The 22,833-nt window shown below is 75.1% G+C and carries 25 protein-coding genes; 18 read left to right on the forward strand and 7 right to left on the reverse strand.

Annotation, left to right across the window (positions count from 1 at the left end; genetic code table 11):
* The first annotated feature begins 25 nt into the window (after positions 1-25).
* The 9 genes from FB380_RS16420 to FB380_RS16460 all read left to right on the forward strand — a co-directional run bounded on the left by FB380_RS16420 (position 26) and on the right by FB380_RS16460 (position 10,846).
* A complete protein-coding gene (locus FB380_RS16420; RefSeq protein WP_166756441.1) occupies positions 26-919 on the forward strand; it encodes a LysR family transcriptional regulator in 894 nt (297 codons plus the stop codon).
* Between the two features lie 141 nt (positions 920-1,060).
* On the forward strand, positions 1,061-1,969 hold the full coding sequence (gene kdgD / locus FB380_RS16425) for a 5-dehydro-4-deoxyglucarate dehydratase (RefSeq protein WP_166757172.1): 909 nt from the start codon (positions 1,061-1,063) through the stop codon (positions 1,967-1,969).
* Between the two features lie 31 nt (positions 1,970-2,000).
* Positions 2,001-3,332, forward strand: coding sequence for an enolase C-terminal domain-like protein (locus FB380_RS16430; RefSeq protein ID WP_166756442.1), 1,332 nt, complete (start codon positions 2,001-2,003; stop codon positions 3,330-3,332).
* Positions 3,333-3,358: 26 nt separating this feature from the next.
* Positions 3,359-4,528 carry an L-talarate/galactarate dehydratase gene (locus FB380_RS16435; protein ID WP_166756443.1) on the forward strand — a complete coding sequence of 390 codons (1,170 nt, stop codon included), beginning with the start codon at positions 3,359-3,361 and terminating at the stop codon, positions 4,526-4,528.
* A 29-nt stretch (positions 4,529-4,557) separates the two neighbouring features.
* Positions 4,558-6,072 carry an aldehyde dehydrogenase (NADP(+)) gene (locus tag FB380_RS16440; RefSeq protein ID WP_166756444.1) on the forward strand — a complete coding sequence of 505 codons (1,515 nt, stop codon included), beginning with the start codon at positions 4,558-4,560 and terminating at the stop codon, positions 6,070-6,072.
* Complete coding sequence (locus FB380_RS16445) at positions 6,069-6,932, forward strand: ATP-grasp domain-containing protein (protein ID WP_166756445.1); 864 nt, start codon at positions 6,069-6,071, stop codon at positions 6,930-6,932. Before FB380_RS16440 ends, FB380_RS16445 begins: the two co-directional genes overlap by 4 nt.
* A gap of 28 nt (positions 6,933-6,960) precedes the next feature.
* Positions 6,961-7,890, forward strand: coding sequence for an AEC family transporter (locus tag FB380_RS16450; RefSeq protein WP_166756446.1), 930 nt, complete (start codon positions 6,961-6,963; stop codon positions 7,888-7,890).
* A gap of 44 nt (positions 7,891-7,934) precedes the next feature.
* Positions 7,935-9,425 (forward strand): malate dehydrogenase (quinone), encoded by a 1,491-nt coding sequence (gene mqo / locus FB380_RS16455; protein WP_229681927.1) that lies wholly within the window; start codon positions 7,935-7,937, stop codon positions 9,423-9,425.
* Positions 9,422-10,846, forward strand: a complete 1,425-nt coding sequence (locus tag FB380_RS16460; RefSeq protein ID WP_166756448.1) for an FAD-binding oxidoreductase — start codon at positions 9,422-9,424, stop codon at positions 10,844-10,846. The genes mqo and FB380_RS16460 overlap by 4 nt, the downstream gene beginning before the upstream one ends.
* A 48-nt stretch (positions 10,847-10,894) precedes the next feature.
* Here FB380_RS16460 and FB380_RS16465 read toward each other — a convergent pair whose 3' ends face one another.
* Positions 10,895-12,136 (reverse strand): esterase-like activity of phytase family protein, encoded by a 1,242-nt coding sequence (locus tag FB380_RS16465; RefSeq protein WP_166756449.1) that lies wholly within the window; start codon positions 12,134-12,136, stop codon positions 10,895-10,897.
* Positions 12,137-12,310: 174 nt separating this feature from the next.
* Here FB380_RS16465 and FB380_RS16470 point away from each other — a divergent pair, with 174 nt between their 5' ends.
* Positions 12,311-12,916 carry a hypothetical protein gene (locus tag FB380_RS16470; RefSeq protein ID WP_166756450.1) on the forward strand — a complete coding sequence of 202 codons (606 nt, stop codon included), beginning with the start codon at positions 12,311-12,313 and terminating at the stop codon, positions 12,914-12,916.
* Between the two features lie 28 nt (positions 12,917-12,944).
* Here FB380_RS16470 and FB380_RS16475 read toward each other — a convergent pair whose 3' ends face one another.
* The gene (locus FB380_RS16475) at positions 12,945-13,229 is read right to left on the reverse strand and encodes a YciI-like protein (RefSeq protein WP_166756451.1); all 285 of its coding nucleotides are present in this window, start codon (positions 13,227-13,229) and stop codon (positions 12,945-12,947) included.
* Between the two features lie 89 nt (positions 13,230-13,318).
* On the opposite strand from FB380_RS16475, the gene FB380_RS16480 reads away from it, so the two are divergent.
* Together FB380_RS16480 and FB380_RS16485 are read left to right on the forward strand one after the other, a co-directional pair.
* A complete protein-coding gene (locus FB380_RS16480) occupies positions 13,319-14,458 on the forward strand; it encodes a zinc-dependent alcohol dehydrogenase (protein WP_229681928.1) in 1,140 nt (379 codons plus the stop codon).
* A 13-nt stretch (positions 14,459-14,471) separates the two neighbouring features.
* Entirely contained in the window at positions 14,472-15,053 is a 582-nt protein-coding gene (locus FB380_RS16485) for a hypothetical protein (RefSeq protein ID WP_166756453.1), read from the forward strand.
* A gap of 12 nt (positions 15,054-15,065) precedes the next feature.
* On the opposite strand, the gene FB380_RS24840 is transcribed toward FB380_RS16485, so the two are convergent.
* Genes FB380_RS24840 through FB380_RS16500 form a run of 3 tightly spaced genes read right to left on the reverse strand, consistent with a single transcriptional unit; the run spans position 15,066 to position 17,760 of the window.
* Entirely contained in the window at positions 15,066-15,668 is a 603-nt protein-coding gene (locus tag FB380_RS24840) for a GerMN domain-containing protein (protein WP_166756454.1), read from the reverse strand.
* Between the two features lie 5 nt (positions 15,669-15,673).
* Positions 15,674-17,047: a sensor histidine kinase gene (locus tag FB380_RS16495; protein WP_166756455.1), complete on the reverse strand. Its 1,374-nt coding sequence runs from the start codon at positions 17,045-17,047 to the stop codon at positions 15,674-15,676.
* Positions 17,044-17,760, reverse strand: a complete 717-nt coding sequence (locus FB380_RS16500) for a response regulator transcription factor (protein ID WP_166756456.1) — start codon at positions 17,758-17,760, stop codon at positions 17,044-17,046. The genes FB380_RS16495 and FB380_RS16500 overlap by 4 nt, the downstream gene beginning before the upstream one ends.
* A gap of 142 nt (positions 17,761-17,902) precedes the next feature.
* On the opposite strand from FB380_RS16500, the gene FB380_RS16505 reads away from it, so the two are divergent.
* Together FB380_RS16505 and FB380_RS16510 are read left to right on the forward strand one after the other, a co-directional pair.
* Complete coding sequence (locus tag FB380_RS16505) at positions 17,903-18,271, forward strand: STAS domain-containing protein (RefSeq protein WP_166756457.1); 369 nt, start codon at positions 17,903-17,905, stop codon at positions 18,269-18,271.
* A gap of 52 nt (positions 18,272-18,323) precedes the next feature.
* Positions 18,324-19,682, forward strand: a complete 1,359-nt coding sequence (locus FB380_RS16510) for a DUF2254 domain-containing protein (RefSeq protein ID WP_166756458.1) — start codon at positions 18,324-18,326, stop codon at positions 19,680-19,682.
* A 12-nt stretch (positions 19,683-19,694) separates the two neighbouring features.
* On the opposite strand, the gene FB380_RS16515 is transcribed toward FB380_RS16510, so the two are convergent.
* The gene (locus tag FB380_RS16515; protein ID WP_166756459.1) at positions 19,695-20,015 is read right to left on the reverse strand and encodes an STAS domain-containing protein; all 321 of its coding nucleotides are present in this window, start codon (positions 20,013-20,015) and stop codon (positions 19,695-19,697) included.
* 269 nt (positions 20,016-20,284) lie between these two features.
* On the opposite strand from FB380_RS16515, the gene FB380_RS16520 reads away from it, so the two are divergent.
* The 3 genes from FB380_RS16520 to FB380_RS16530 all read left to right on the forward strand — a co-directional run bounded on the left by FB380_RS16520 (position 20,285) and on the right by FB380_RS16530 (position 21,442).
* A complete protein-coding gene (locus tag FB380_RS16520) occupies positions 20,285-20,824 on the forward strand; it encodes a DUF421 domain-containing protein (protein ID WP_166756460.1) in 540 nt (179 codons plus the stop codon).
* A gap of 104 nt (positions 20,825-20,928) precedes the next feature.
* A complete protein-coding gene (locus tag FB380_RS16525; protein ID WP_166756461.1) occupies positions 20,929-21,222 on the forward strand; it encodes a hypothetical protein in 294 nt (97 codons plus the stop codon).
* A 7-nt stretch (positions 21,223-21,229) separates the two neighbouring features.
* Complete coding sequence (locus tag FB380_RS16530; protein ID WP_166756462.1) at positions 21,230-21,442, forward strand: hypothetical protein; 213 nt, start codon at positions 21,230-21,232, stop codon at positions 21,440-21,442.
* Positions 21,443-21,472: 30 nt separating this feature from the next.
* Here the strand turns inward: FB380_RS16530 and FB380_RS16535 are convergent, their stop codons facing one another.
* A complete protein-coding gene (locus FB380_RS16535) occupies positions 21,473-21,880 on the reverse strand; it encodes a four-helix bundle copper-binding protein (protein WP_166756463.1) in 408 nt (135 codons plus the stop codon).
* A gap of 250 nt (positions 21,881-22,130) precedes the next feature.
* Between FB380_RS16535 and FB380_RS16540 the strand changes: the two genes are divergently transcribed.
* Positions 22,131-22,808, forward strand: coding sequence for a response regulator (locus tag FB380_RS16540; RefSeq protein WP_308423020.1), 678 nt, complete (start codon positions 22,131-22,133; stop codon positions 22,806-22,808).
* Positions 22,809-22,833 lie beyond the last annotated feature (25 nt).

Below are 22,833 nucleotides of genomic sequence, written 5' to 3' on the forward strand. Positions count from 1 at the left end.
CAGCATTGATTGATACCTTGCCGACATGGCGTTCACGCTGGAGCAGTTGCGCGGTTTCGTGGCGGTCGCCGACGAGCTGCACTTCGGCCGGGCGGCGGCCCGGCTGGCCATGACCCAGCCCCCGCTGAGCCGCCAGATCCAGAAGCTGGAGCGGGCCGTGGGCGCCCAGTTGCTGGAGCGGGACAACCGCCGGGTCAGCCTCACCGCGGCCGGCGAGGTGTTCCTGGTGGAGGCCCGCCGGCTGCTCACGCTGGCCGACGGTGCGCCCGAGCTCGCGCGCCGGGTGTCCTCGGGCTCCAGCGGCGTGCTGCGGATCGGGTTCACCGCCGCCTCCACCTACGGCCTGCTCGGCCGCTTGCTCGACGACCTGGCCCGCGACCTGCCCGACGTCGACGTCGACCTGGCCGAGATGGTCACCCGCGAGCAGGTGGCCGGCCTGCTGGCGGAGGAGATCGACCTGGGGCTGGCCCGGCCGCCCTTCGACGAGGAGCGGTTCGGCTCCCGGCTGCTGCACCGGGAGGCGCTGCTGGTCGCGGCCCCGCGGGGGCACCGGTTGCTCGAGCTGGGGCGCCCGGTCGAGCCGGCGGACCTGGCCGGCGAGCCGGTCGTCATGCACTCGCCGACGAAGGCCCGGTACTTCTACGACCTGGTGGTCGGGTTCGTGCCGGTGGCGTCGGAGAACACCGTGCACACGGTGAGCCAGGTGCTGACCATGCTGTGGCTGGTGGCCGCCGGGCGCGGGATCGCGTTCGTGCCGGAGTCGGCGGCCGGGCTGACCATCGAGGGGGTCGGTCTGGTGCGGTTGCAGACCCCCGTCCCCCGGCCGGTCGAGCTGCACCTGCTCTGGGCCCGGGAGTCGAAGAACCCCGCACTGTGGCGCGCACTGGCCGGTCTCACCGCTGGGCAAGCGCTTTCATGATGCGCGGCGAGCATCGTTCGATGCGGAACTGCTCTTGGACAGGCATCGTCAGCCGTTCCTAGGGTGACGTCGACCACCGCCCCACGACCCCCGGTCGATCGGCGCGCGGACCCGTCGGACCCAAGGACACGCCCCGTGACGATGCTGCCCCCGGACGCCCTCGCTGACCGGCTGAAGTCCGGCCTGCTCTCGTTCCCGGTCACCCACTTCGACGCCGACCTGCAGTTCGACGAGCCCCGCTACCGCGAGCACCTCGCCTGGCAGTCCAGCTTCGACGTGGCCGGCCTCTTCGCCGCCGGCGGCACCGGGGAGGGCTTCTCGCTCACCCCCGCCGAGATCGACCGGGTGGTCCGGGTCGCCGTCGACGAGGTGGCCGACCGGGTGCCGGTCATCGCCCCGGCCACCGGGGGCACCGCCGTCTCGGTCGCCCAGGCCCAGGCCGCCCAGGCCGCTGGCGCCTCCGGCCTGCTGCTCTTCCCGCCCTACCTCACCGAGGCGAGCCAGGCCGGGCTGGTCGAGCACGTCAGCGCCGTCTGCCGGGCCACCGACCTCGGGGTGATCGTCTACAGCCGGGCCAACGCCGTCCTCGCCGACGTGACCGTCGCCGAGCTCGCCGACCGCAACCCGAACCTGATCGGGCTGAAGGACGGCGTCGGCGACATCGAGCAGATGACCCGCACCTACGCCAAGGTCGGCGAGCGCCTCATCTACGTCGGCGGGCTGCCCACCGCCGAGACGTTCGCCCTCCCGCTGCTGCAGCTGGGCGTGAGCACCTACTCCTCGGCGCTGTACAACTTCCTCCCGGAGTTCGCGCTGCGCTTCTACGCCGCCGTGCGCGCCCAGGACCGCCCCGCGGTGTACGGGATGCTCAGCGACTTCGTCCTGCCCTACCTGGACATCCGCGACCGGGCCCGCGGCTACGCGGTGTCGATCGTCAAGGCCGGGCTGACCGCCGTCGGCCGGGACGGCGGCCGGGTGCGGCCGCCGCTGACCGACCTGACCGAGTCCGAGCTGGCCGAGCTCACCGCACTGGCCTCCAAGGTCTCCTGAGCCCCGACCACCGTCTGCCGAGAGGACCACGATGAGCGGAAACCCGCCGACCGTCAGCCGCGTCGAGGTGGTGCCCGTCGCCGGGCGGGACAGCATGCTGCTGAACCTCAGCGGCGCCCACGGGCCGTTCTTCACCCGCAACATCGTGATCGTCACCGACAGCGAGGGCCGTGAGGGCGTCGGCGAGGTGCCCGGCGGCGAGGACATCCGCCGCACGGTGGCCGACGCCGCTCCGCTGCTCGTGGGGCAGCCGGTGGGGATGTTCGGCCGGCTGCTGCGCTCGGTCGCCGACACCTTCGCCGACCGGGACGCCGGTGGCCGCGGGCTGCAGACCTTCGACCTGCGCACCACGATCCACGCGGTGACCGGGCTGGAGTCCGCCCTGCTGGACCTGCTCGGCCAGCACCTGGGCGTGCCCGTCGCCGAGCTGCTCGGCGACGGGCAGCAGCGGGACGCCGTCCCGATGCTCGGCTACCTCTTCTACGTCGGGGACCGGGCCGCCACCGACCTGCCCTACGCCGCCGAGGCCGACCCGGCCGACGACTGGGAGCGGCTGCGCCGGGAGCCCGCCCTCACCCCCGAGGCGGTCGTCGCCCTGGCCGAGGCGGCGCAGGCCCGCTACGGCTTCGCCGACTTCAAGCTCAAGGGCGGGGTGCTCCCCGGGGAGCAGGAGGTCGCCGCCGTCCGGGCGCTGGCGGAGCGGTTCCCCGACGCCCGGGTCACGCTGGACCCCAACGGCGGGTGGCTGCTGGCCGACGCCGTCCGGCTGCTCGGCGACCTGCACGGCGTGCTCGCCTACGCCGAGGACCCGGTGGGCGCCGAGGGCGGCTTCTCCGGGCGGGAGGTCATGGCGGAGTTCCGGCAGACCACGGGGCTGCCGACGGCCACGAACATGATCGCCACCGACTGGCGGCAGATGGCCCACGCGGTGCGCTCGCACGCCGTGGACATCCCGCTGGCCGACCCGCACTTCTGGACCATGCGCGGCTCGGTGCGGGTGGCCCAGCTGTGCGCGGACTTCGGCCTGACCTGGGGCTCGCACTCGAACAACCACTTCGACGTCTCCCTGGCGATGTTCACCCACGTCGGCGCCGCCGCACCGGGGGAGATCACCGCGCTGGACACCCACTGGATCTGGCAGGACGGCCAGGCGCTCACCCGGTCGCCGCTGCAGATCCGGGACGGGCAGATCGCCGTGCCGACCGCCCCCGGGCTCGGCGTCGAGCTGGACCGGGACGCGCTGGCCGCGGCGCACGAGCTGTACCGGGAGCACGGCCTCGGTGCCCGGGACGACGCGGTCGCCATGCAGTACCTGGTGCCCGACTGGCGCTTCGACCCCAAGCGCCCCTGCCTGGTCCGCTGACCCTCCTCTCTGCGCTGGAGCACCCCATGACGACGACCGCCCCTGCCCCCACCTCCGTCGCACCGGCCGTGCTCGACCGGATCTCCTCGGTCACGCTCTCCTCGGTCACGCTGCCGCTGCCCAACCCGATCAGCGACGCCAAGGTCTTCACCGGCCGGCAGCGGGCGATGACCGAGGTCGCCTTCCTGTTCGCCGAGATCCGCACCGAGGGCGGCTTCGAGGGCGTCGGCTTCAGCTACTCCAAGCGGGCCGGTGGCCCGGCCCAGTTCGCCCACGCCGGGGAGGTCGCCCCCGACCTGATCGGCGAGGACCCGAACGACATCGCCCGGCTGTGGACCAAGCTCGTCTGGGCCGGGGCCTCGGTGGGCCGCAGCGGCGCCTCGACGCAGGCGATCGCCGCCATCGACGTCGCGCTGTGGGACCTCAAGGCCAAGCGCGCCGGGCTGCCGCTGGCCAAGCTGCTGGGCGCGCACCGCGACTCGGTCCGCTGCTACAACACCTCCGGCGGCTTCCTGCACGAGACGATCGAGCAGGTCAAGGACAACGCCACCCGCACCCTGGAGAGCGGCGTCGGTGGCATCAAGATCAAGGTCGGGCTGCCCGACTCGGCCGAGGACCTGCGCCGGGTGCGCGCCGTCCGCGAGCACCTCGGGGACGGCGTGCCGTTCATGGTCGACGCCAACCAGCAGTGGGACCGGCCCACGGCCATGCGGGTCAGCCGCCGGCTGGAGGAGTTCGACCTGGTCTGGATCGAGGAGCCGCTGGACGCCTACGACGCCGAGGGGCACGCCCAGCTGGCCCGGTCGCTGGACACCGCGATCGCCACCGGTGAGATGCTCACCAGCGTCGCCGAGCACCGGGAGCTGATCCGGGCCGGCTCGGTCGACATCCTGCAGCCGGACGCCCCGCGGATCGGCGGCATCACCCAGTTCCTCAAGCTGGCCGCGCTGGCCGACGACGCCAACCTGCAGATCGCCCCGCACTTCGCCATGGAGATCCACGTGCACCTGGCCGCGGCCTACCCGCACGAGCCGTGGGTGGAGCACTTCGACTGGCTGCACCCGCTGTTCAACGAGCGGCTGGAGACCCGGGACGGCCGGATGCACCTGTCCGACCGCCCCGGCCTCGGCGTCACCCTGACCGAGCAGGCCCGCGCCTGGACCGTGGACCGCGTCCACGTCGACGCGCCCCGCTGACCCGTCCACCCCACCCGACAGGAGCAACCATGACCGACGTCATGAGCATCGACCCGCGCACCGGGCAGGCAGCCGAGGTGGTCGCCCAGGAGACCAGCTCGGCGGAGGTGGCCCGGCTCTGCGAGGCGGCGCTGGCCGCGGCGCCCGCGCTGGAGGAGCTGGGCCGGGACGGCCGCGCCGCCCTGCTGCGCGCCCTCGCCGACGCACTGGAGGCCCGGCGGGAGGACGTCGTCGCCGTCGCCGACCGGGAGACCGCCCTGGGCACCACCCGGCTGAACGGCGAGCTGACCCGCACCGCCTACCAGCTGCGGCTGTTCGCCGAGGTGCTCGACGAGGGCAGCTACCTCGAGGCGACCATCGACCACGCCGGCGACAGCCCGATGGGCCCGCGCCCGGACCTGCGCCGGATGCTGCTGCCGATCGGTCCGATCGCGGTCTTCGGGGCGAGCAACTTCCCGCTGGCGTTCTCCGTGCCCGGCGGCGACACCGCCTCCGCGCTGGCCGCCGGCTGCCCCGTGGTGGTCAAGGCGCACGGCTCGCACCCGGCGACCTCCCAGCTGGTGTTCGAGGTCTTCGTCGAGGCGGCCCGGGCGGCCGGCGCACCGGAGGGCACCCTCGGCCTGGTCCACGGCCTGCAGGCCGGTGCCGACCTGGTCGCCCACCCGGCGATCCGCGCCGTCGGCTTCACCGGCTCGGTCAACGGCGGCCGCGCGCTGCTGCAGATCATCGAGCAGCGGCCCGACCCGATCCCGTTCTTCGGCGAGCTGAGCAGCCTCAACCCGGTCGTGGTCACCCCGCAGGCCGCGGCCGAGCGCGGCACCCAGCTGGGCGGTGAGCTGGTCGGCTCCTTCACCCTGGGCGCCGGGCAGTTCTGCACCAAGCCCGGGCTGGTGCTGGTGCCCGCCGGCGCCGAGGGCGACCAGGTCGTCGACGCGATGGCCGAGGCCGTGCGCGGCAGCAGCCCGCAGGTGCTGCTCAACGAGGGGATCGCGGCGTCGTTCGGGAAGCTGTCGGCCGCGATCGCCGAGGCCCCCGGGGTCACCCCGGTCGCCCGCGGCACCGAGGCGGAGGGCGCCGGCTTCGCCGCGACGCCGCTGCTGCTGACCACCTCGGCCGACGCGCTGCCCGAGCAGGTCACCGAGGAGGTCTTCGGCCCGGTCACCGTGGTGGTCCGCTACGCCGGCGAGCCGGAGCTCTTCGACGCGCTCGGGAAGATGCCGTCCTCGCTCACCGCCACGGTGCTGCGGGGCGCGGGGGAGACCCAGCTGCCGCTGGCGGTCTCCCAGGAGCTGCGCACCCGGGCCGGCCGGATCGTCTACGACGCCTACCCGACCGGGGTCGCGGTGTCCTGGGCCCAGCACCACGGTGGCCCGTGGCCGTCGACCAACTCCCAGCACACCTCGGTGGGCACCTCGGCCATCCGCCGGTTCCTGCGCCCGGTCACCTGGCAGGGCGCGCCGGCGGAGGTGCTGCCGGCCGAGCTGACCGAGGACTTCACCGGCATCCCGCGCCGGGTGGACGGCGTGCTGCAGCTGCCCGCGTGAGCGCGCGGGTCGCGCTGGTCAGCAGCGAGCGGGGGCTGCGCGTCGACCCGGACCTGCCGATCGCAGCCCCCGCGCTGCGGTCGGCGGGGCTGGCCGTCGACCTGGTCCGGTGGGACGACCCGGACGTCGACTGGGCCGGGTACGACCTCGCCGTCGTCCGCTCGTGCTGGGACTACGCCTGGCGGCGGGCGGAGTTCCTGGCCTGGGCGGCGGCTGTCCCGCGACTGCGCAACCCCGCACCCGTGCTCGCCTGGAACACCGACAAGCGGCACCTGCGCGACGTCGCCGCCGCCGGGCTGCCCGTCGTCCCCACCGTCTGGGACCCCACCGAGGCCGCCCAGCTGCCGGACGCGGGGGAGTGGGTGGTGAAGCCGACGGTCTCCGCCGGCTCCCGGGACACCGCCCGGTGGAGCGATCCGGCCGCGGCGCTCGGGCACGTCGCCGAGCTGACCGCCGCCGGCCGGACGGCGATGGTGCAGCCCTACCTGCCCAGCGTGGACGACGCCGGGGAGACCGCGATGCTCTTCCTCGGCGGGCGGTTCTCCCACGCCGTGCGCAAGGGGCCGCTGCTGCAGCGCGGGGAGGGCGTGCGCCAGGACCGGGACAGCCGCGGCGACCTGCGCGCGGTCGACCCGACGCCGGCGCAGCGGGCGGTGGCGCAGGCGGTGTTCGACGCCGTCCCCGACCTGGTGCCGGGCGCCGAGCCGCCGCTGTACGCCCGGATCGACCTGGTGGCCGACGCCGCCGGCGACCCGGTGCTGCTCGAGCTGGAGCTCACCGAGCCCAGCCTCTTCCTGCCCCAGGCGCCGGACACGGCGGTGGCGCAGCTGGCCGGGGCCGTGCAGGACGCGATCGGGTGAGGACCGCACCGGTGCGCCGGCCGCCGGCGTGACCGCGGTGCTGGGCGGGTTCGCCGCCCTCGCCGCGGTCATCGCCGTCGGCTGGGTCACCGCGCGCACCGGGGTGCTGGGCGAGGGCGCCACCGGGGTGCTCTCCCGGCTGTCCTACTACGTCGCCACCCCGGCGCTGCTGCTGCTCACCCTGGCCGACGCCGACCCGGCCACCCTGCTGACCGCGGCCCTGGTCGCCACCGGCGGCAGCGCGCTGGTCGCCGGGCTGCTCTACGCCGGGCTGGCCCGCTGGTGGTGGCGGCTGGCCCCGGCGCAGCTGGCCACCGGTGCGCTGGCATCGGGCTACGTCAACGCCGGCAACCTCGGCATCCCGATCGCGGTGTACGTGCTGGGCGACGCCTCCTACGTCGCCCCCGTCCTGCTGTTCCAGGTGCTGGTGATGGCCCCGGTCGGGCTGTCGGTGCTGGCCGGCTCCCGCGGCCCGGACGAGGCCGCGCCGTCCCGGTGGCGGGTGGTCACCCAGCCGGTGCGCACCCCGGTGGTGCTGGGCTGCGTGCTCGGGCTGCTGCTGGCCGAGACCGGGCTGCGGCTGCCCACGCTGGTGCTGCGACCGGTCGAGCTGCTCGCCGCCCTCGCCGTCCCGGCCGCGCTGCTCGCCTTCGGCTCCGGGCTGCGCGGTGCGCCGCGGCCCGCCTCCGGCGACGGCCGCGGTCAGGTGTGGCTGGCGGTGGGACTCAAGACGCTCGTGCAGCCGACGGTGGCCTACCTGGTCGGCCGGTGGGCGGTCGACCTGTCCGGGGTGCCGCTGCTCGCGGTCACCCTCACCTCCGCGCTGCCGACCGCGCAGAACGTGTTCGTCTACGCCACCGCCTACGACCGCGGCACCGCACTGGCCCGGGACGCCGTCCTGCTGACCACGGTGCTGTCGGTCCCGGTGCTGGTGGGGGTGGCGGTGGTCCTCGGATGACGGGAGGACGGCATGAGGAGGGCGACTTGAGGAAGGGAGCTGCGGTGACGGGCACGGAGGAGCGGGACGTCGTCCTGGTGGGCGGCGGGGTGATAAGCGCGACCCTGGGGGTGCTGCTCAGCGAGCTGGAGCCGAGCTGGACGATCACCGTCGTCGAGCGGCTGGACGCCGCGGGGCTGGAGAGCTCCAGCGCGTGGAACAACGCCGGCACCGGGCACGCCGGGCTCTGCGAGTTCAACTACACCCCGCGCCGGCCCGACGGCACGGTCGACCCGACCAGCGCGGTGGAGATCGGCGAGCAGTTCCTCACCTCGCTGCACCTGTGGGCCCAGCTGACCGAGCGTGGCCTGCTCGGTGCGCCCGGGGACTTCATCCGCTCGGTGCCGCACATGGGCTTCGGCCGGGGCGCCGACGGGGTGGCCTACCTGCGTGCCCGCTGGGCGGCCCTGGCCGACCACCCGCTCTTCGCCGGTCAGGAGTTCTCCGACGACCCCGCGGTGCTCGCCCGGTGGCTGCCGCTGGTGTTCGACCAGCGGCCGGCCGGTGAGCCGGTGGCGGCCACCCGCTCGGCGCAGGGCACCGACGTGGACTTCGGCGTGCTCACCCGGCGGCTGCTGGACGTGCTGGCCGGCCGCGGCGCGGACGTGCGGTTCGGCCAGGAGGTGCGCGCGCTGCGCCGGCACGGCGACCGCTGGCACCTCGACGTCCGGGACCGCCGCACCGGCGCACGCCGGCGGCTGCGGACGCCCTACGTCTTCGTCGGCGCCGGGGGCGGCACCCTGCCGCTGCTGCAGTCGGCCCGGGTGCCGGAGGTGCGCAGCCACGGCGTCTTCCCGATCAGCGGCCAGTTCCTGCGCACCGACCGCCCGGAGCTGGTGGCTGCGCACGGCGCCAAGCTCTACGGCCACGCGGCGCCCGGCGCGCCGCCGATCTCGGTGCCGCACCTGGACCGCCGGGTCGTCGACGGCCGGGAGCACCTGCTCTTCGGCCCGTTCGCCGCCTTCTCCCCGCGGTTCCTCACCCAGGGCCGGCTCACCGACCTGGTGCGCTCGGTGCGGCCGGGCAACCTGCCGACCCTGCTGGCCGCGGCCCGGGACAACCGCGCCCTGATGGCCTACCTGGTGCGCCAGCTGCGGCAGACAGGTGAGGACAAGATCGCGGCGCTGGCGGAGTTCGTGCCCTCGGTGCGCGCCGAGGACTGGGAGCTGGTCACCGCCGGCCAGCGGGTGCAGGTGCTCAAGACCGCCGACGGCCGGGGCAGCATGGTCGGCTTCGGCACCGAGCTGCTGACGTCGGCCGGCGGCTCGCTGGCCGCGCTGCTCGGTGCCTCGCCGGGTGCCTCGACCGCCGCCGCGACGATGGTCGACGTGCTGGCGGCCAGCTTCCCGGGGCGGATGGCCGGCTGGGCGCCGCAACTGGACGAGCTGGCCCCCGCCGCCGGCACCGTCCGCGGCTGGGACGCCGACCGGCTCGCCGCGACCGTGGCCTCCGCCCGCGCGGTGCTGCAGCTGACCCCCGGAGGAGACCCCGCATGACCGCCACCGACACCCTCCTCCCCGCACTGCGCGCGGCCCTGGGGCCGGCCGGGCTGGTCACCGACCCCGACCAGATCGGGAGCTACCTCACCGACTGGCGGGGTGCCTGGTCCGGCGCGGCGGCCGCGGTGGTGCGGCCGGGCAGCACCGCGGAGGTCGCCGCGGTGCTGCGGCTGTGCCGGGACGCCGGGGTCGCCGTCGTCCCGCAGGGCGGCAACACCGGCCTGTGCGGCGGGGCGGTGCCCGACGCCTCGGGCCGGCAGGTCGTGCTGTCGCTGGGCCGGATGCGCCGGGTACGTGAGCTCGACCCGGCCAACCAGACGATCACCGTGGAGGCCGGCGCGGTGCTGCAGTCGGTGCAGGAGGCCGCGGCCGCCGCCGGCCGGCTGTTCCCGCTGTCGCTGGGCTCGGAGGGCAGCGCCACGATCGGCGGCACCCTGGCCACCAACGCCGGCGGCACCGCGGTGCTGCGCTACGGCACCATGCGCGACCTGGTGCTGGGCCTGGAGGTGGTGCTCCCGGACGGCCGGGTGTGGCACGGGCTGCGCGGCCTGCGCAAGGACAACACCGGCTACGACCTCAAGCACCTGTTCGTCGGCGCGGAGGGCACGCTCGGGGTGATCACCGCGGCGGTGCTGAAGCTGTTCCCCGCCGTCCGCAGCCGGGCCACCGCCTGGGTGGCGCTGCCCGGGCCCGCGGCGGCGGTCGAGCTGATCGAGGTGGTGCGCGCGCTGGCCGGCGACCGGCTCACCGGGTTCGAGGTGATGAGCCGGCAGAGCGTGGCGTTCGTGCTCGCGCACGCGGCCGGGGTCCGCGACCCGTTTCCCGCACCGCACCCCTGGTACGCCCTGGTCGAGCTGAGCGACACGCTGCCCGGCGCCGGGCTGGCCGAGGTGCTGGAGACCGCGCTGGGGGAGGCGTTCGACCGCGACCTCGCCCGCGACGCGGTGATCGGGTCCGGCTCGGCCCAGGTCGCTTCACTCTGGGCACTGCGGGAGGGGATATCGGAGGCGCAGAACGCCGAGGGGCCCAGCCTCAAGCACGACGTGACGGTGCCGGTCAGCCGCATCCCGGAGTTCGTCGAGCGGACCGACCGGGCGCTGGCCGCGGCGCTGCCCGGCATCCGGGTCGTGGCCTACGGGCACGTCGGCGACGGCAACCTGCACTACAACCTGAGCAAGCCGGTGGGCTCGGCGGACGCCGCGTTCCGGGCCCGGGCCGACGAGCTGGCCCGGGTCGTCTACGACTCGACGGCCGCCTTCGCCGGCAGCATCAGCGCGGAGCACGGCATCGGCCAGGCCAAGCGGGACCTGCTCGCCGACTACGAGGACCCCCTGGAGCTGGAGCTGATGCGCGGGGTGAAGGCCCTGCTCGACCCCGCCGGGCTGATGAACCCGGGCAAGGTGCTGCCGGCGGGGTGAGCCGGCGCAGTCCGGTCCCGGGGGCACCCGGGACCGGACGGCGGGGGGTCAGCGGGCGCGGCCGCCGCGGGCGTTGATCGACGCCAGGGCCGGGTCGACCTGCAGGTCCTCGTCGAGCTGGATGACGACGTGCTCGTTGTCGTCGGGCACCCCGGCGGTGCGCCCGGCCGAGCCCGGGTAGTTGTTGTCGTTGCCGACGATGATGTGGTGGTCGTCCAGCACGGCGATCTGCTCGATCGTGACGAACGGGAAGGTGAAGTAGCCGCCCTTCGCGCCACCGACGCCCTGCGGGTCCGGGATGGCCATCAGGTTGGATAGCAGCCGCTTGTCGGCGTAGCCGTCCCGGTCGATGTCCCGGGTGTCGACGAGGTAGACGGCCTTGAGCTGCGCCGTCGGGCCCTGGCCGTTGTCCCGCTCCAGGACGAGGAAGCGGTTCTGGTCCAGCGCGACCATGTCGCCGAGGGCGTTGCCCGGCACCTCGAAGCGCACCTTGGCCTTGAGGCCGGTGTAGACGCCGCGGCGGGTGTCGAAGGAGTAGATGCGGCGGGTGGCCGGGTCGTCGCCGGCGACGGCGCCCTCGAGCATCGGGTAGAGAGTGTGGCCGTCGACGCCCAGCGCCATGCCCTCGAAGCCCTTGCTCGACCCCAGCGTCGGAGCGGCACCGCCCAGGTCCCACGCCTCGGGGGCGCGGACGCCCTCGGGCTGGACCGGCGCGGACAGCACCCGGCCCTGCGCGTCGACGTGCACCACGCTGGGGCCGAACTCCTCACCGATCCAGAACGTGCCGTCGGGCATCCGCTGGAAGGACTCCGGGTCCAGGTCGGCGCCGGTGAGCCGGCGGTCGCTGCGGGTCAGCGGGAAGGGGAGCTTGCCGTCGGGGTCGGAGAGGCTGAAGCCGCCGTCGAGCACCGTCGTCTGCTGGGTGGTGGTGTCGATGTGCACCCGGATGACGCGCAGCAGGAAGTCGGCGCTGTTGGCCTTGGTGCCGTAGCCGTTGTCCTCCAGCACCAGCCAGTCGTCGCCGTCCCGCAGCAGGCCGGAGAAGCCCTGGATCGGCTGGGCGGGGAACGGCGGGGTGACCCCGTTGGCGGGGCTCGCCAGCGCGCCGGAGGAGACCTGCTCGCCGAAGGTGGCCGAGGGCAGGACCGAGCGGCCGACCAGCTCGGCCTGCTGGCTGCCGTTGCCCTGGGGCACGGTGGGGGAGCCGCCGGCGAACGCCGGGACGGCGACGGCGGTCAGCAGACCGGCAGCGGTGAGGGTCAGGGCGACACGGCGGGACGGTCGGCGCACGGGGGCTCTCCTGGGTCGGGCGGTGGAGCGGGCCGGCTGACCGTGTCGCGGCGAGGCAGCCGCCGGTCGGCGTCCCCATGACCGTTCTGTGAGCCCACCGTGAACGTGCCGGGTCGGTGGCCCGCGGGCCCGGCGCGCGGGTTGGCCGGGCGCCGTCCGGGCTACTGGGGACCGGTGACGACGCGGCTGCGCTTCGACGGCTGGATCCTGGGCACCGGCACCACCTCCGGCACCCGGGTGGTGCTCGGGCACTGGCCGTCCTCGCCGCTGGGCGCCTTCTCCGACGTGATGGTGCAGCGGCCCGACGGCCACCGGGTGCTGCTCGCCCCGAGCGAGGAGGTCGCCGAGTTCGTCGGCTCGACCTACACCTTCGACGAGGTACGGCTGACCGGCGTCGAGGTCGCCCGGCCGGACGAGCGGACCTGGTCACTGCACGCCGGGCCGCTGCGGCTGACCGCCCGGGTCGGCCGCCGTCCCGCGCTCGGTCTCCTGCTCCGCGCCGTGCCGGCCCCGCTGGCCCGCACGCCGGCCTGGGTCGGGTTGCTCGACCCGCCGGCGCGGCTGCTCACCGGGCTGCGCACCACCGGCTCGGCCGGCAACGGGCGCACCGAGCACTACGGCGTCCAGGACCTGCACCGGCTGGCCGCCGTCGAGGCCGGCTGGGACGGCGAGCCGCTGGGCGACCTCGCCCCGGTGCGTCCCCCGGTCACCTTCGGGTTCGGCTCGGTGCCGCCGGAGCCCTCGGTGGTCCGGGTGACCACCACCGTCCGCCTGCCCTGACCTCACCTCCGCCGGGACGGGCGCGAGGTCAGGTCGCCGGAGCGTCCCCCACGACGACGTTCCACGGCCGGATCGTCCACCCGGTCACCAGGCCGTGGACGACGTAGGGGTCGGCCTCGACGAACCGCTCGACGACCTCCCGCGGCGCGGTCCAGACCAGCAGTGCGCGGTCGAAGGGGTCCGGCAGGGCGCCGGCCAGCAGCAGCTCGCCGCGCTCGTGGGCGGCCCGGGCCAGCTCCAGGTGGTCCGAGCGCAGCGCCGTCCGGCGCTCCAGGTAGTCCTCGGCCAGCGTGTACTCCAGCAGCAGGTGCATGGCCGCCACCCTCACACACCGGCGGTTGCCGACGCCGCGCACGGGGCACCCCCCGGCCGACGAGCTGCCCAGGAGGCACCATGCGCGCGATGACGTACCGAGGCCCGTACAAGATCAGGGTCGAGGAGAAGGACCGGCCCCGGATCGAGCACCCGAACGACGCGATCGTCCGGGTGACGCTGGCCGCGATCTGCGGTTCGGACCTGCACCTCTACCACGGGCTGATGCCGGACACCCGGGTCGGCCACACTTTCGGCCACGAGTTCATCGGCGTCGTCGACGAGGTGGGCCCGTCGGTGCAGCACCTGCAGGTCGGCGACCGGGTGATGGTGCCGTTCAACGTCTTCTGCGGCTCGTGCTGGTTCTGCGCCCGCGGTCTGTACTCCAACTGCCACAACGTGAACCCGAACGCCACCGCGGTCGGTGGCATCTACGGCTACTCGCACACCACGGGCGGTTACGACGGCGGGCAGGCCGAGTACGTGCGGGTGCCCTTCGCCGACGTCGGGCCGGTGAAGATCCCCGACTGGATGCACGACGAGGACGCCGTGCTGCTCACCGACGCCGCCGCCACCGGGTACTTCGGGGCGCAGCTGGGCGAGATCGTCGAGGGCGACACCGTGGTGGTCCTGGGTGCCGGGCCGGTGGGCCTGATCGCCGCCCAGTCGTCCTGGCTGATGGGCGCCGGCCGGGTGATCGTCGTCGACCACCTCACCGAGCGGCTGGCCAAGGCCCGGGAGATGGCCCACGCCGAGACCCTCGACTACGACCAGCTGGACGACGTCGTGGTCGAGCTGAAGCAGCAGACCGACTTCCTCGGCGCCGACGTCGTCATCGACGCGGTCGGTGCCGAGGCCGACGGCAACGCCCTCCAGCAGATCACCGGGCCGAAGCTCAAGCTCCAGGGCGGGTCGGCGACGGCGCTGAACTGGGCGATCGACGCGGCACGCAAGGGCGGCACGATCGCGGTGGTGGGCGCCTACGGCCCGATCCCGAACGCGGTCAAGTTCGGCGACGCGATGAACAAGGGCCTGACCCTGCGGATGAACCAGACCCCGGTGAAGCGGCAGTGGCCCCGGATGTTCGAGCACGTGCGCAACGGTCACCTGACCCCGCGGCAGATGGTCACCCACCGGTTCCCGCTGGACGACGTCGCCGAGGCCTACCACGTCTTCTCCGCCAAGCTCGACGGCTGCATCAAGCCGCTCGTCGTGCCCGGCGCCCACTGAGGGAGCGACCACCATGACCGAGCCCGACGTCCCCACCGCCTACGTCCGCGACAAGCGGACCCCGCCGCCGAGCCGGGAGGAGCTGCGCGCCCGCATCCCCGGCTGGGGCGTCGACCTCGACCCCGCCGACCGGCCGTCGTCCCCCAAGCTGCAGTACCCCGCCGACACCGGCGCCCACTGGGACTTCCCGGACCGGCAGCCGGGGTCCGCGGGGCGGGAGCGCTCGATCGAGCACGCGTTCGTGACGCCGGTGTTCGGCACCGCCCAGCCGCTGCACGGGCCGTCCGGGGCGATCCGCCGGCTGGCCTACGAGCGGTTCAGCGAGGCCCGGCTGGCGCACTGGCTGCTGCTCGTGGCCGGGGACCGGGTCGACGCCTGGGGTGCGCACCTGGCGTCCTTCGCCTCGCCCCGTCCCGACGTGCCGGCGACCGGGGTGCGCACCGAGCTCTCGCACGGCGGGCTGCGCTCGCGGTCCGGCCGGTCCGACCGGCGCCACCAGCTGCTGGACCCGGTGCTGGTGGCCGGCCCGTGGGCGGTCGCCGCCGGCGTCGGCGGGCTCGCCGTCCGACGGCTGGGCCGCGCGCTGCGGCGCTGACCCGCCGCCCGGTCAGGTGGTGGGGCTGGCCGTCGGGGTGAGCAGCAGCTCGTAGTCGGTGGCCGACAGGGGCCGGGAGGTCAGCTCACCCGAGGGCAGCGGGGCCTCGACCGGCTGCCCGGCCCGGGTCAGCAGCACCGTCTCGACCTCCGGGAGGCTGGTCGCGGTCAGCACGATCTGGGCCACCGCCCGGCGGCTCTCCTGCCCCGCCGGCGCCTCGGCGTCCCCGCCCAGGTCGATGGTCACCCTCCCGTCGGACAGCTCGTCGACCGCGAGCGACGTCTCCGGCCGCAGCGCGGTGGACAGCCGGTCGGTCAGCTCGCCGGTGGTCGGGCCGGTCGCCAGGTCGTCGAGCAGCTGGTCGAGCCGGTCCTCCAGCGGGCCGGCCTCCAGCGACCGGCCGCGGGGGACCAGTGCGCCGTCCTCGGCCACCAGGTAGACGCGCGGCTCGTCCAGGCGCGCGTCGGCCGAGGGGGCGCCGGTGGCGGTCGGGCTGGGGGAGGCCAGGTCGTAGGGGACCTGCGAGGTGGGGATCGGCTCGGGGGCGCCGCCGGTCGGGACCCCGCAGCCGCCCAGCGCGCCGGCCAGCAGCAGCGCGCAGCACGTCGCGTGCACCCGGTTCACTGCGAGGCGCCGGGGAGGGAGAGGGTGAAGCGCGCGCCGCCGAAGGGGCTCTCCGAGCACCAGGCGCCCCCGCCGTGCCCGGTCGCGGTCTCCTCCACGATCGCCAGGCCCAGGCCCGCGCCGGGCAGCGACCCGCGGGCGGCCCGCGGGCCGCGGGCGAACCGCTCGAACACCCGCTCCCGCTCGACGAGCGGCACCCCGGGACCGGCGTCGTCGACGATGACGACCACCGAGCCCTCCCGGCGTTCCACCAGCACCGCCGCCGCCCCGCCGGCGTGCCGGTCGGCGTTGTCCAGCAGGTTGGTCACGGCCCGCTCCAACCGGTTCTTGTCACCCTGTACGACCGTCTCCTCGTCCGGGTCGGCGGAGAGCACGACCTCCGGTCCGCCGCGGTGCGCCAGCACCTCGCGGACGAGGGCGCCCAGCGAGACGGGCTCGTCCCGCGCCGTCACCGGGTCCCCGTCCACCCGGGCCAGCTCCAGCAGGTCGTCGAGCATCCGGCGGAACCGGCCGAGCTCGCCCTGGATCAGCGTCAGCGCCTGCTGGCCGCGCTCCGAGAGCTCCTCCCGGCGGGCGCCCAGCACCTCGACGCTGGTGACCAGGCTGGTCAGCGGGCTGCGCAGCTCGTGGCTGACGTCGCCGACGAACCGGGTGTCCCGCTCGATCCGGGAGGCCAGCGCGTCGACCATGCTGTTGAAGCTGGCGACGATGGCCAGCAGGTCGGGGTCCTCGGTGGGCGGCAGCCGGATGTCCAGCTCACCCCCGGCGATCCGGGTCGCCGCCCCGGCCACCTGCTCCAGCGGCTGGACGACGCGCCGGCTCGCCCAGGCCCCGAACAGCGCCCCGGCCAGCGTGGCGGTCGCCGCGCCGGCGCCCAGCACCGCGGCCAGCGTGCGCAGTGCGGTCTGCAGCTCGACCAGCGGGGCGACCTCGTAGAACTCGATGCCCGCCGCGGCGACCGGGATGCCGATCACCAGGTGCGGGCCGGTCGGGGTGTCGACCCGGGCGGTGCCGGGCGAGCCGGCGGCCACCAGCTCCTGCAACGCGCCCGGGACGTCGCGGGCGCCGACGTCCAGGCGCGAGGAGTACCAGGCGCCGTCGCTGCGCACCACGACGTCGGCGCCGCCGGAGGGCACGAGGTCGTCGAGCTCGTCGCCGACCTCGCTGCCCGCCGTGGACAGCCGGCTGGCCAGCACGTTGGCGTCGGTGAACGCCTGCCGGGTGGCGGCGCTCTCCCGCTGGTCCAGCAGGTAGCTGCGGGCCAGCGCGAACGTGGTGGCCACCAGGACGGCGGAGACCAGCAGCGCACCGACGGCGAAGGCGAGCACGATCCGCGCCCGCAGCCGTCTCGGCGCGAGCGCCAGCCTCACTGCGGGTCCAGCCGGTACCCCAGCCCCCGCACGGTCACCACCAGGGTCGGCGCACCCGGGTCCCGCTCGACCTTGGTCCGCAGCCGGCGCACGTGCACGTCCACGAGTCGTTCGTCGCCGAAGAACCCGTGCTCCCAGACCCGCTCCAGCAGGGCCTGCCGGCTGAGCACCCGGCCGGGGGAGGCGGCCAGCTCGCACAGCAGCCGGAACTCGGTCAGCGTCAGGTGCAGCTGCTCGGTGCCGCGGTGCACCGTGCCCCGGTCCGGCCGGAGCACCAGCGGTGTCTCGGGGTGGTTGTCCAGGACCAGCTCCTGCGGTCGCTCGTCCACCCCCGCGCTGGCGCTGATCCGGCGACGCAGGGCGCGCAGCCGCGCGGTGATCTCCTTGACCTGGAACGGCTTGGTCACGTAGTCGTCGGCGCCGGCCTCGAGCGCGGCCACGATGTCGTGGGTGTCGGCCCGGGCGCTGACCACCACGATCGGCAGGTCGTTGGCGCGGCGGACCTCGCGGATGACGGCGTAGCCGTCCATCGCACCGAGCATCAGGTCGACGATCATCAGGTCGGGCGCGGCGATGGCCACCTGCCGGCAGGCGTCCTCGCCGCTGGCCGCCTCGGCGACCTCGTAGCCCTCGTCCTCGAGGGCCCAGCGCAGGGGCATGCGGATGTGGTCGTCGTCCTCGACCAGCAGCAGACGCGGCGACACGCGGCCCATGCTGCCATCGCCCCGGCGCGCGCCCGGCGCCGGTCGGGCAGCCGTCACAGGATCGCAAACCAACGGGGGGTCGATCGCAAGGTGCGGCACCGATGCTCGGAGGTGACCACCCGACCACGCAGAGCCGCGGGGAGCACTGCCGATGACCGTCACCGCCGTCCACCGTCCACCGACGGGAACGGACGCCGTCCCCGTGCGTCCCGGTCGGGACGGGCAGGTGGTCGTGCGGCTGTCCGACGACCTGCTGGCCGACGGGCTCGCGGACCTGCGGTGGCTGCTGCGCGACGCGCTGCTGTCCGGGGCGCGCCGGCTGGTCGTGGACCTCACCGACGTCCGGCAGCTGTCCAGCACCGCGGTGGCCAGCTTCCTGTGGGCGCACCGCACCTGCCGGGCCCGCGGTGGCGCCGTCGTCCTGCGCGGGGTGAACCGGCGCACCGAGGACCTGCTGCACCGCACCGGTCTGTGGCGGGTCATGCAGCTGGAGGACCCGGCCGAGCACCCCGGGCACTGACCGCCCCCGTGCCCTCCCGCCCTCGGGGGACGGGGTGCGGGACACTCCCGGCATGCCCACTTCCGACTCCCACCGGGGCGGCCCGCTGAGCGTGCTGGTCGGCCGGGTCCGCGGCGCCCTCTGGCCGATCCCGGCGCTGGGCATCCTGCTGGCCATCGTCCTGGGCACCACGCTCCCCGAGCTGGACCAGCACTGGGCGACCCGGGAGCACCCGCTGACCTTCGCCTTCGGAGGCGGGGCATCCGCCGCGCGGGACCTGCTGGCCGCGATCGCCGGTTCGCTGATCTCGGTGACCGGCGTGACCTTCTCGCTCACCGTCGTCGCCCTGCAGCTGAGCAGCAGCCAGTTCACGCCGCGGCTGCTGCAGACCTTCTCCACCGACCGCACGGTGCAGCTCACCCTGGCCCAGCTGGTGCTGACCTTCACCTACGCCCTCACGGTGCTGCGGACGGTCCGCACCGAGAGCGCCACGGAGGACGACGACGCGTTCGTGCCGCGGTTGTCCATCACGGTGGCCTACCTGCTGACGCTGGGCAGCGTGCTGGCGCTGGTCCTGTTTTTGGGTCACCTCTCCCGGCTGCTGCGGGTGGAGACGATGCTGCGCGACGTGCACGACGAGGCCACCCAGACCCTCGCCCGGGAGCTCGACGAGCCCGACGGTGCGGCGCGCGACGCGGCGGACCACCGCAGCGCAGGGCCACCGGTGCCGCTGGTGGCCCGGTCCAGCGGCTTCCTGACCGTGGTCGACGAGCGGGCAGCGGTCGCCGCGGCCCGCGAGGCCGGCGTGGTCGTCGAGCTGGCCGTGCGGATCGGTGACTCCGTCGTCGAGGGGACGCCGGTGGCCCACGCCTGGTCGCTCGCGCCCGGTGGCAGCCCGGACACCGCGAGGTTGGAGGAGGCGCTGGACCGCAGCTTCCAGCTCTACTACGAGCGCACGCCCGACCGGGACCTCGCCTACGGGCTGCGCAAGGTGGTCGACATCTGCGTCCGGGCGCTGTCCCCGGGCACGAACGACCCGACCACGGCGGTGCACGCCCTCTCGCACGCCTCCTCGCTGCTCGGCCGGTTCGCCGAGCGCCCCGACGAGCCCCGGGTCTGCCGGGACGAGGAACAGCGGGTCCGGCTCGTGGTGCCGCCCTGGGAGCTGCCCGCGCTCCTGCAGCTGGCCGTCGAGGAGCCACTGCAGTTCGCCGAGGGGCAGCCCACGGTGCTCCGCCGGCTGGCGGGGCTGCTGCGGGAGTTCGCCTGGCGCGCCCAGGGGCGTTCCGTCGACGACCTGGTCTGCCGCTACGTCGACGCGGTGGCCGAGCGGGCGCTGGAGTCCACCGCCGTGGCGGAGTCCGAGACCCGGGCGTGGCGGCAGCAGGTCCGCCAGGCGCTGGCCGGGAGCTGGCCGGCCGAGGTCGGCTGACCCGCCCCGGCGTCACCCGACGGCGGTCTCCCGCGGCGCGTTCCGGACGAGCAGCTCGTCGCCGGAGGCCCGCATGGTGGTGCGCAGGTCCGAGAGGACGTGCAGACCGACGGCGTCGGCGGCCTGCACGTCGGCCAGGTCCAGGACCACGGTGGAGTGCCCGAGCCGGCGGAGGCCCTCCACGGTGCCCCGCAGCAGGTCGGCGCCCTGGGGGGTGAGGTGCCCGCTGACCCGGACCCGGCCGGTGTGGCCGTCGACCACCTCGGTGAGCGAGGGGCCGGGGAGCGGGTGCGGTGCGCGCTGGGCGGTCACGTCGTCCTCCGGGGTCGGCATCGGTCGGGTCGCTGGGGCGGAGGGCGGCGGTGGTGACCACCCGACCCGCGTCGCCGGGACCCGAGAGTGGCAGCCGGGAGGCGCAGCCGACAGGTCTGCGGGCAGACCGTCACGGACCCGTCACATTGCCGCGGCGGCCCACGTGTTTCCGGCCGGCGGGGGCTGGCTAGGGGCAGCGGGATCAGCCGGACGCAGCAGATGCGTTCCTGCGAACCCCGCATCGGGAGGGGAGCGGGCCGAGCGGGCGAGCGCGACGAGGAGAGAGCGTCATGTGGTTCGACTCATGGGCGGACCTGGGCAGGATCCTGGCGGTGGGGGCGGCGGCCTACGTCACCGTCGTCGTCGTGCTCCGGACCTCCGGCAAGCGGACGCTGGCCAAGCTGAACGCCTACGACCTGGTCGTCACGGTGGCGCTCGGCTCGACCCTGGCCACCATCCTGCTCAGCTCCGACGTCTCGTGGGCCGACGGCGCGGTGGCGCTGGCCCTGCTGGCGGGGCTGCAGATGCTCGTGGCCTGGGTGTCGGTGCACTGGGGGGGCGTGCGCAGCGTCGTGACCGCACGGCCCACCCTGCTGTTCAGCGAGGGCCGGCCGCTGCCGGAGGCCCTGCGGGAACAGCGGACGACGCTGGACGAGGTGCGGCAGGCGGTGCGCGCCGCCGGCTCCGGCGACCTCGCCGACATCGCCGCCGTGGTGCTGGAGACCGACGGCACCCTCAGCGTCATCCCGCGCAGCAAGATCGGGGACTGGTCGGCGCTGGAACGGGTCGCCGGGGCGGAGCGCGGCGCCGCGGGGGACCGGGCGGCCTGAGCGCCGACGGGATGGGCCTCGGTATCTCTTACGATCCTGTGACGGTTCGCTGACTCGCAGCTCCTGGCCTGTCGCCCGCGCGGTTCATCACCCAGGGTGTCCGCATGGTCTCCGTCTGGATCCAGTCCCTGCACAACCTCCACTGCCCGGAGTGCGACACCCGGCTCATCGAGCGCGCCGGCCGGTTCGACGTGCCCGGCCGCCCGCGGCCGGTCCTGGTGGGGGAGGTCGGCACCCTGTGCTGCCGGGGTGGCCACCCGCTGCCCGGCCGCCCCGAGCTGTACGCGCACCGGGAGCAGCGCGGCCACGCCCGGACGGCTGCCGTCCGGGAGGTCGCGCCGCCGACCTCCGTCGACGTCCAGCTGGTGGCGGCCGGCGCGCCGCTGGCCGACGCGTGAGCCGGCGATGACGCTGTCGATCGCGCCGGCGGCGCCGGCCACCACCGACCGTGCGCGGCGGCCCGGGAGCCGGCCGGGTGGCGCGCTCGCCGCCCTGCTGCGGTGCCCCGGCTGCTCGTCCCGCGACCTGGTGGACGCCACGCAGCCGACCGAGGACGACAGCTGGTGGGCGACCATGCTGTGCCGCAGCTGCGGGCACGAGTGGATCGCCCGCTCCTGACCACCCCCGGTCGGCGGCGTGCCGGGCGGCTCAGCCCAGCGAACTGAGCAGCTGGCGGCAGGCCTGCTCGCAGCGGCGGCAGGACTCGGCGCACACCCGGCAGTGCTCGTGCATGTCGGCGTGGCCACCGCACTCGTCCCCGCAGGCCTTGCAGGCGGCCGCGCACGCCTCGAGGACCGCGCGGACCACGTCCGCGTCGTGCCCGGTGCGCCGGGACAGCACCCGCCCGGTGGCCTCGCAGACGTCGGCGCAGTCCAGGTTGGTCCGGATGCAGGTCCGCAGGTCGGCGACCATGTCCTCGGCCAGGCAGGCGTCCGCGCAGGCGGTGCAGGCCTGCGCGCACTCCACGCACGCCTCGATGCAGGCGACGAGCGCCTCCCGGTCGATGCCCCCCTGGTCCTGCGGGTGGGTCTCCAGCATCTGGGCTGCGGCGGTCATGGCGAGTCCTCCTGGTCGTCCGGGGCGGCCCGTCGCCGCCCTCCCTGCCTCCGCCCTACCCACCGCCGACGGCGGGGGCACGTGCGTCACGGGGTCGTGATCCGGCACCGCCGGTCCCGCTGCCGGGGCACGGCCCCGCGCACGCCACCGGCCTGCCCCTAGATTCGCTGCCGGCGGCGTGCGTCGGAGCGCGCCGGCACCGACGACCTCGCCGCGTCGTGACGGCCCGGCGGACAGCAGGAGGTACCGCGTGACCACGGAGGCTGCGCCCGCTCCCATCCGGGTGTTCCTGCTCGACGACCACGAGATCGTCCGGCGCGGTGTCGCCGACGTCCTGGAGACCGACCCGGGCATCACCGTGGTCGGCGAGGCGAAGAACGCCGCCGAGGCGCTGGCCCGGGTGCCGGCGCTGCGGCCCGACGTCGCTCTCCTGGACGTGCGGCTGCCCGACGGCGACGGCGTCGCCGTCTGCCGGGAGCTGCGCTCCCGGCTGCCCGACCTCAGGGCCGTGATGCTGACCAGCTACAGCGACGACGAGGCGCTGTTCGAGGCGGTCATGGCCGGCGCCTCGGGGTACCTGCTGAAGCAGATCCTGGGGCAGGACCTGGTCAGCGCGGTGCGCACGGTGGCCGCCGGCGGGTCGCTGCTGGACCCGGCCGCGGCGGCGGCGGCTGTGCAGCGGATGCGCCGGGCGGCCGAGCCCAGCGGCCCGCTGGCCAAGCTCAGCGACCAGGAGCGGACGGTGCTGGAGCTCATCGGGGAGGGGCTGACCAACCGGCAGATCGGCGAGCGGATGTTCCTGGCCGAGAAGACGGTCAAGAACTACGTCTCGCACCTGCTGGCCAAGCTCGGGCTGGAGCGGCGCACCCAGGCCGCGATCCTGGCCACCGAGCTCCGCCGCCCGGGTCCGGCCGCACCCCGGGGCTGACCCCCGCGGTGGCCGAGGGTGATGC

The organism is Modestobacter marinus, assembly GCF_011758655.1.
Lineage (GTDB): Bacteria > Actinomycetota > Actinomycetes > Mycobacteriales > Geodermatophilaceae > Modestobacter > Modestobacter marinus.

Bases quoted from the DNA above. Each gene is read 5' to 3' on its own strand.
- FB380_RS16525 (WP_166756461.1), top strand. From the start codon at position 20,929: ATGGTCTCCGTCTGGATCCAGTCCCTGCACAACCTCCACTGCCCGGAG.
- FB380_RS16535 (WP_166756463.1), bottom strand. From the start codon at position 21,880: ATGACCGCCGCAGCCCAGATGCTGGAGACCCACCCGCAGGACCAGGGG.
- FB380_RS16530 (WP_166756462.1), top strand. From the start codon at position 21,230: ATGACGCTGTCGATCGCGCCGGCGGCGCCGGCCACCACCGACCGTGCG.
- FB380_RS16500 (WP_166756456.1), bottom strand. From the start codon at position 17,760: ATGGGCCGCGTGTCGCCGCGTCTGCTGCTGGTCGAGGACGACGACCAC.
- FB380_RS16440 (WP_166756444.1), top strand. From the start codon at position 4,558: ATGACCGACGTCATGAGCATCGACCCGCGCACCGGGCAGGCAGCCGAG.
- FB380_RS16435 (WP_166756443.1), top strand. From the start codon at position 3,359: ATGACGACGACCGCCCCTGCCCCCACCTCCGTCGCACCGGCCGTGCTC.
- FB380_RS16485 (WP_166756453.1), top strand. From the start codon at position 14,472: ATGACCGAGCCCGACGTCCCCACCGCCTACGTCCGCGACAAGCGGACC.
- FB380_RS16505 (WP_166756457.1), top strand. From the start codon at position 17,903: ATGACCGTCACCGCCGTCCACCGTCCACCGACGGGAACGGACGCCGTC.
- FB380_RS16515 (WP_166756459.1), bottom strand. From the start codon at position 20,015: ATGCCGACCCCGGAGGACGACGTGACCGCCCAGCGCGCACCGCACCCG.
- FB380_RS16460 (WP_166756448.1), top strand. From the start codon at position 9,422: ATGACCGCCACCGACACCCTCCTCCCCGCACTGCGCGCGGCCCTGGGG.
- FB380_RS16420 (WP_166756441.1), top strand. From the start codon at position 26: ATGGCGTTCACGCTGGAGCAGTTGCGCGGTTTCGTGGCGGTCGCCGAC.
- FB380_RS16480 (WP_229681928.1), top strand. From the start codon at position 13,319: ATGACGTACCGAGGCCCGTACAAGATCAGGGTCGAGGAGAAGGACCGG.
- FB380_RS16520 (WP_166756460.1), top strand. From the start codon at position 20,285: ATGTGGTTCGACTCATGGGCGGACCTGGGCAGGATCCTGGCGGTGGGG.
- FB380_RS16475 (WP_166756451.1), bottom strand. From the start codon at position 13,229: ATGCACCTGCTGCTGGAGTACACGCTGGCCGAGGACTACCTGGAGCGC.
- FB380_RS16510 (WP_166756458.1), top strand. From the start codon at position 18,324: ATGCCCACTTCCGACTCCCACCGGGGCGGCCCGCTGAGCGTGCTGGTC.
- kdgD (WP_166757172.1), top strand. From the start codon at position 1,061: ATGCTGCCCCCGGACGCCCTCGCTGACCGGCTGAAGTCCGGCCTGCTC.
- FB380_RS16430 (WP_166756442.1), top strand. From the start codon at position 2,001: ATGAGCGGAAACCCGCCGACCGTCAGCCGCGTCGAGGTGGTGCCCGTC.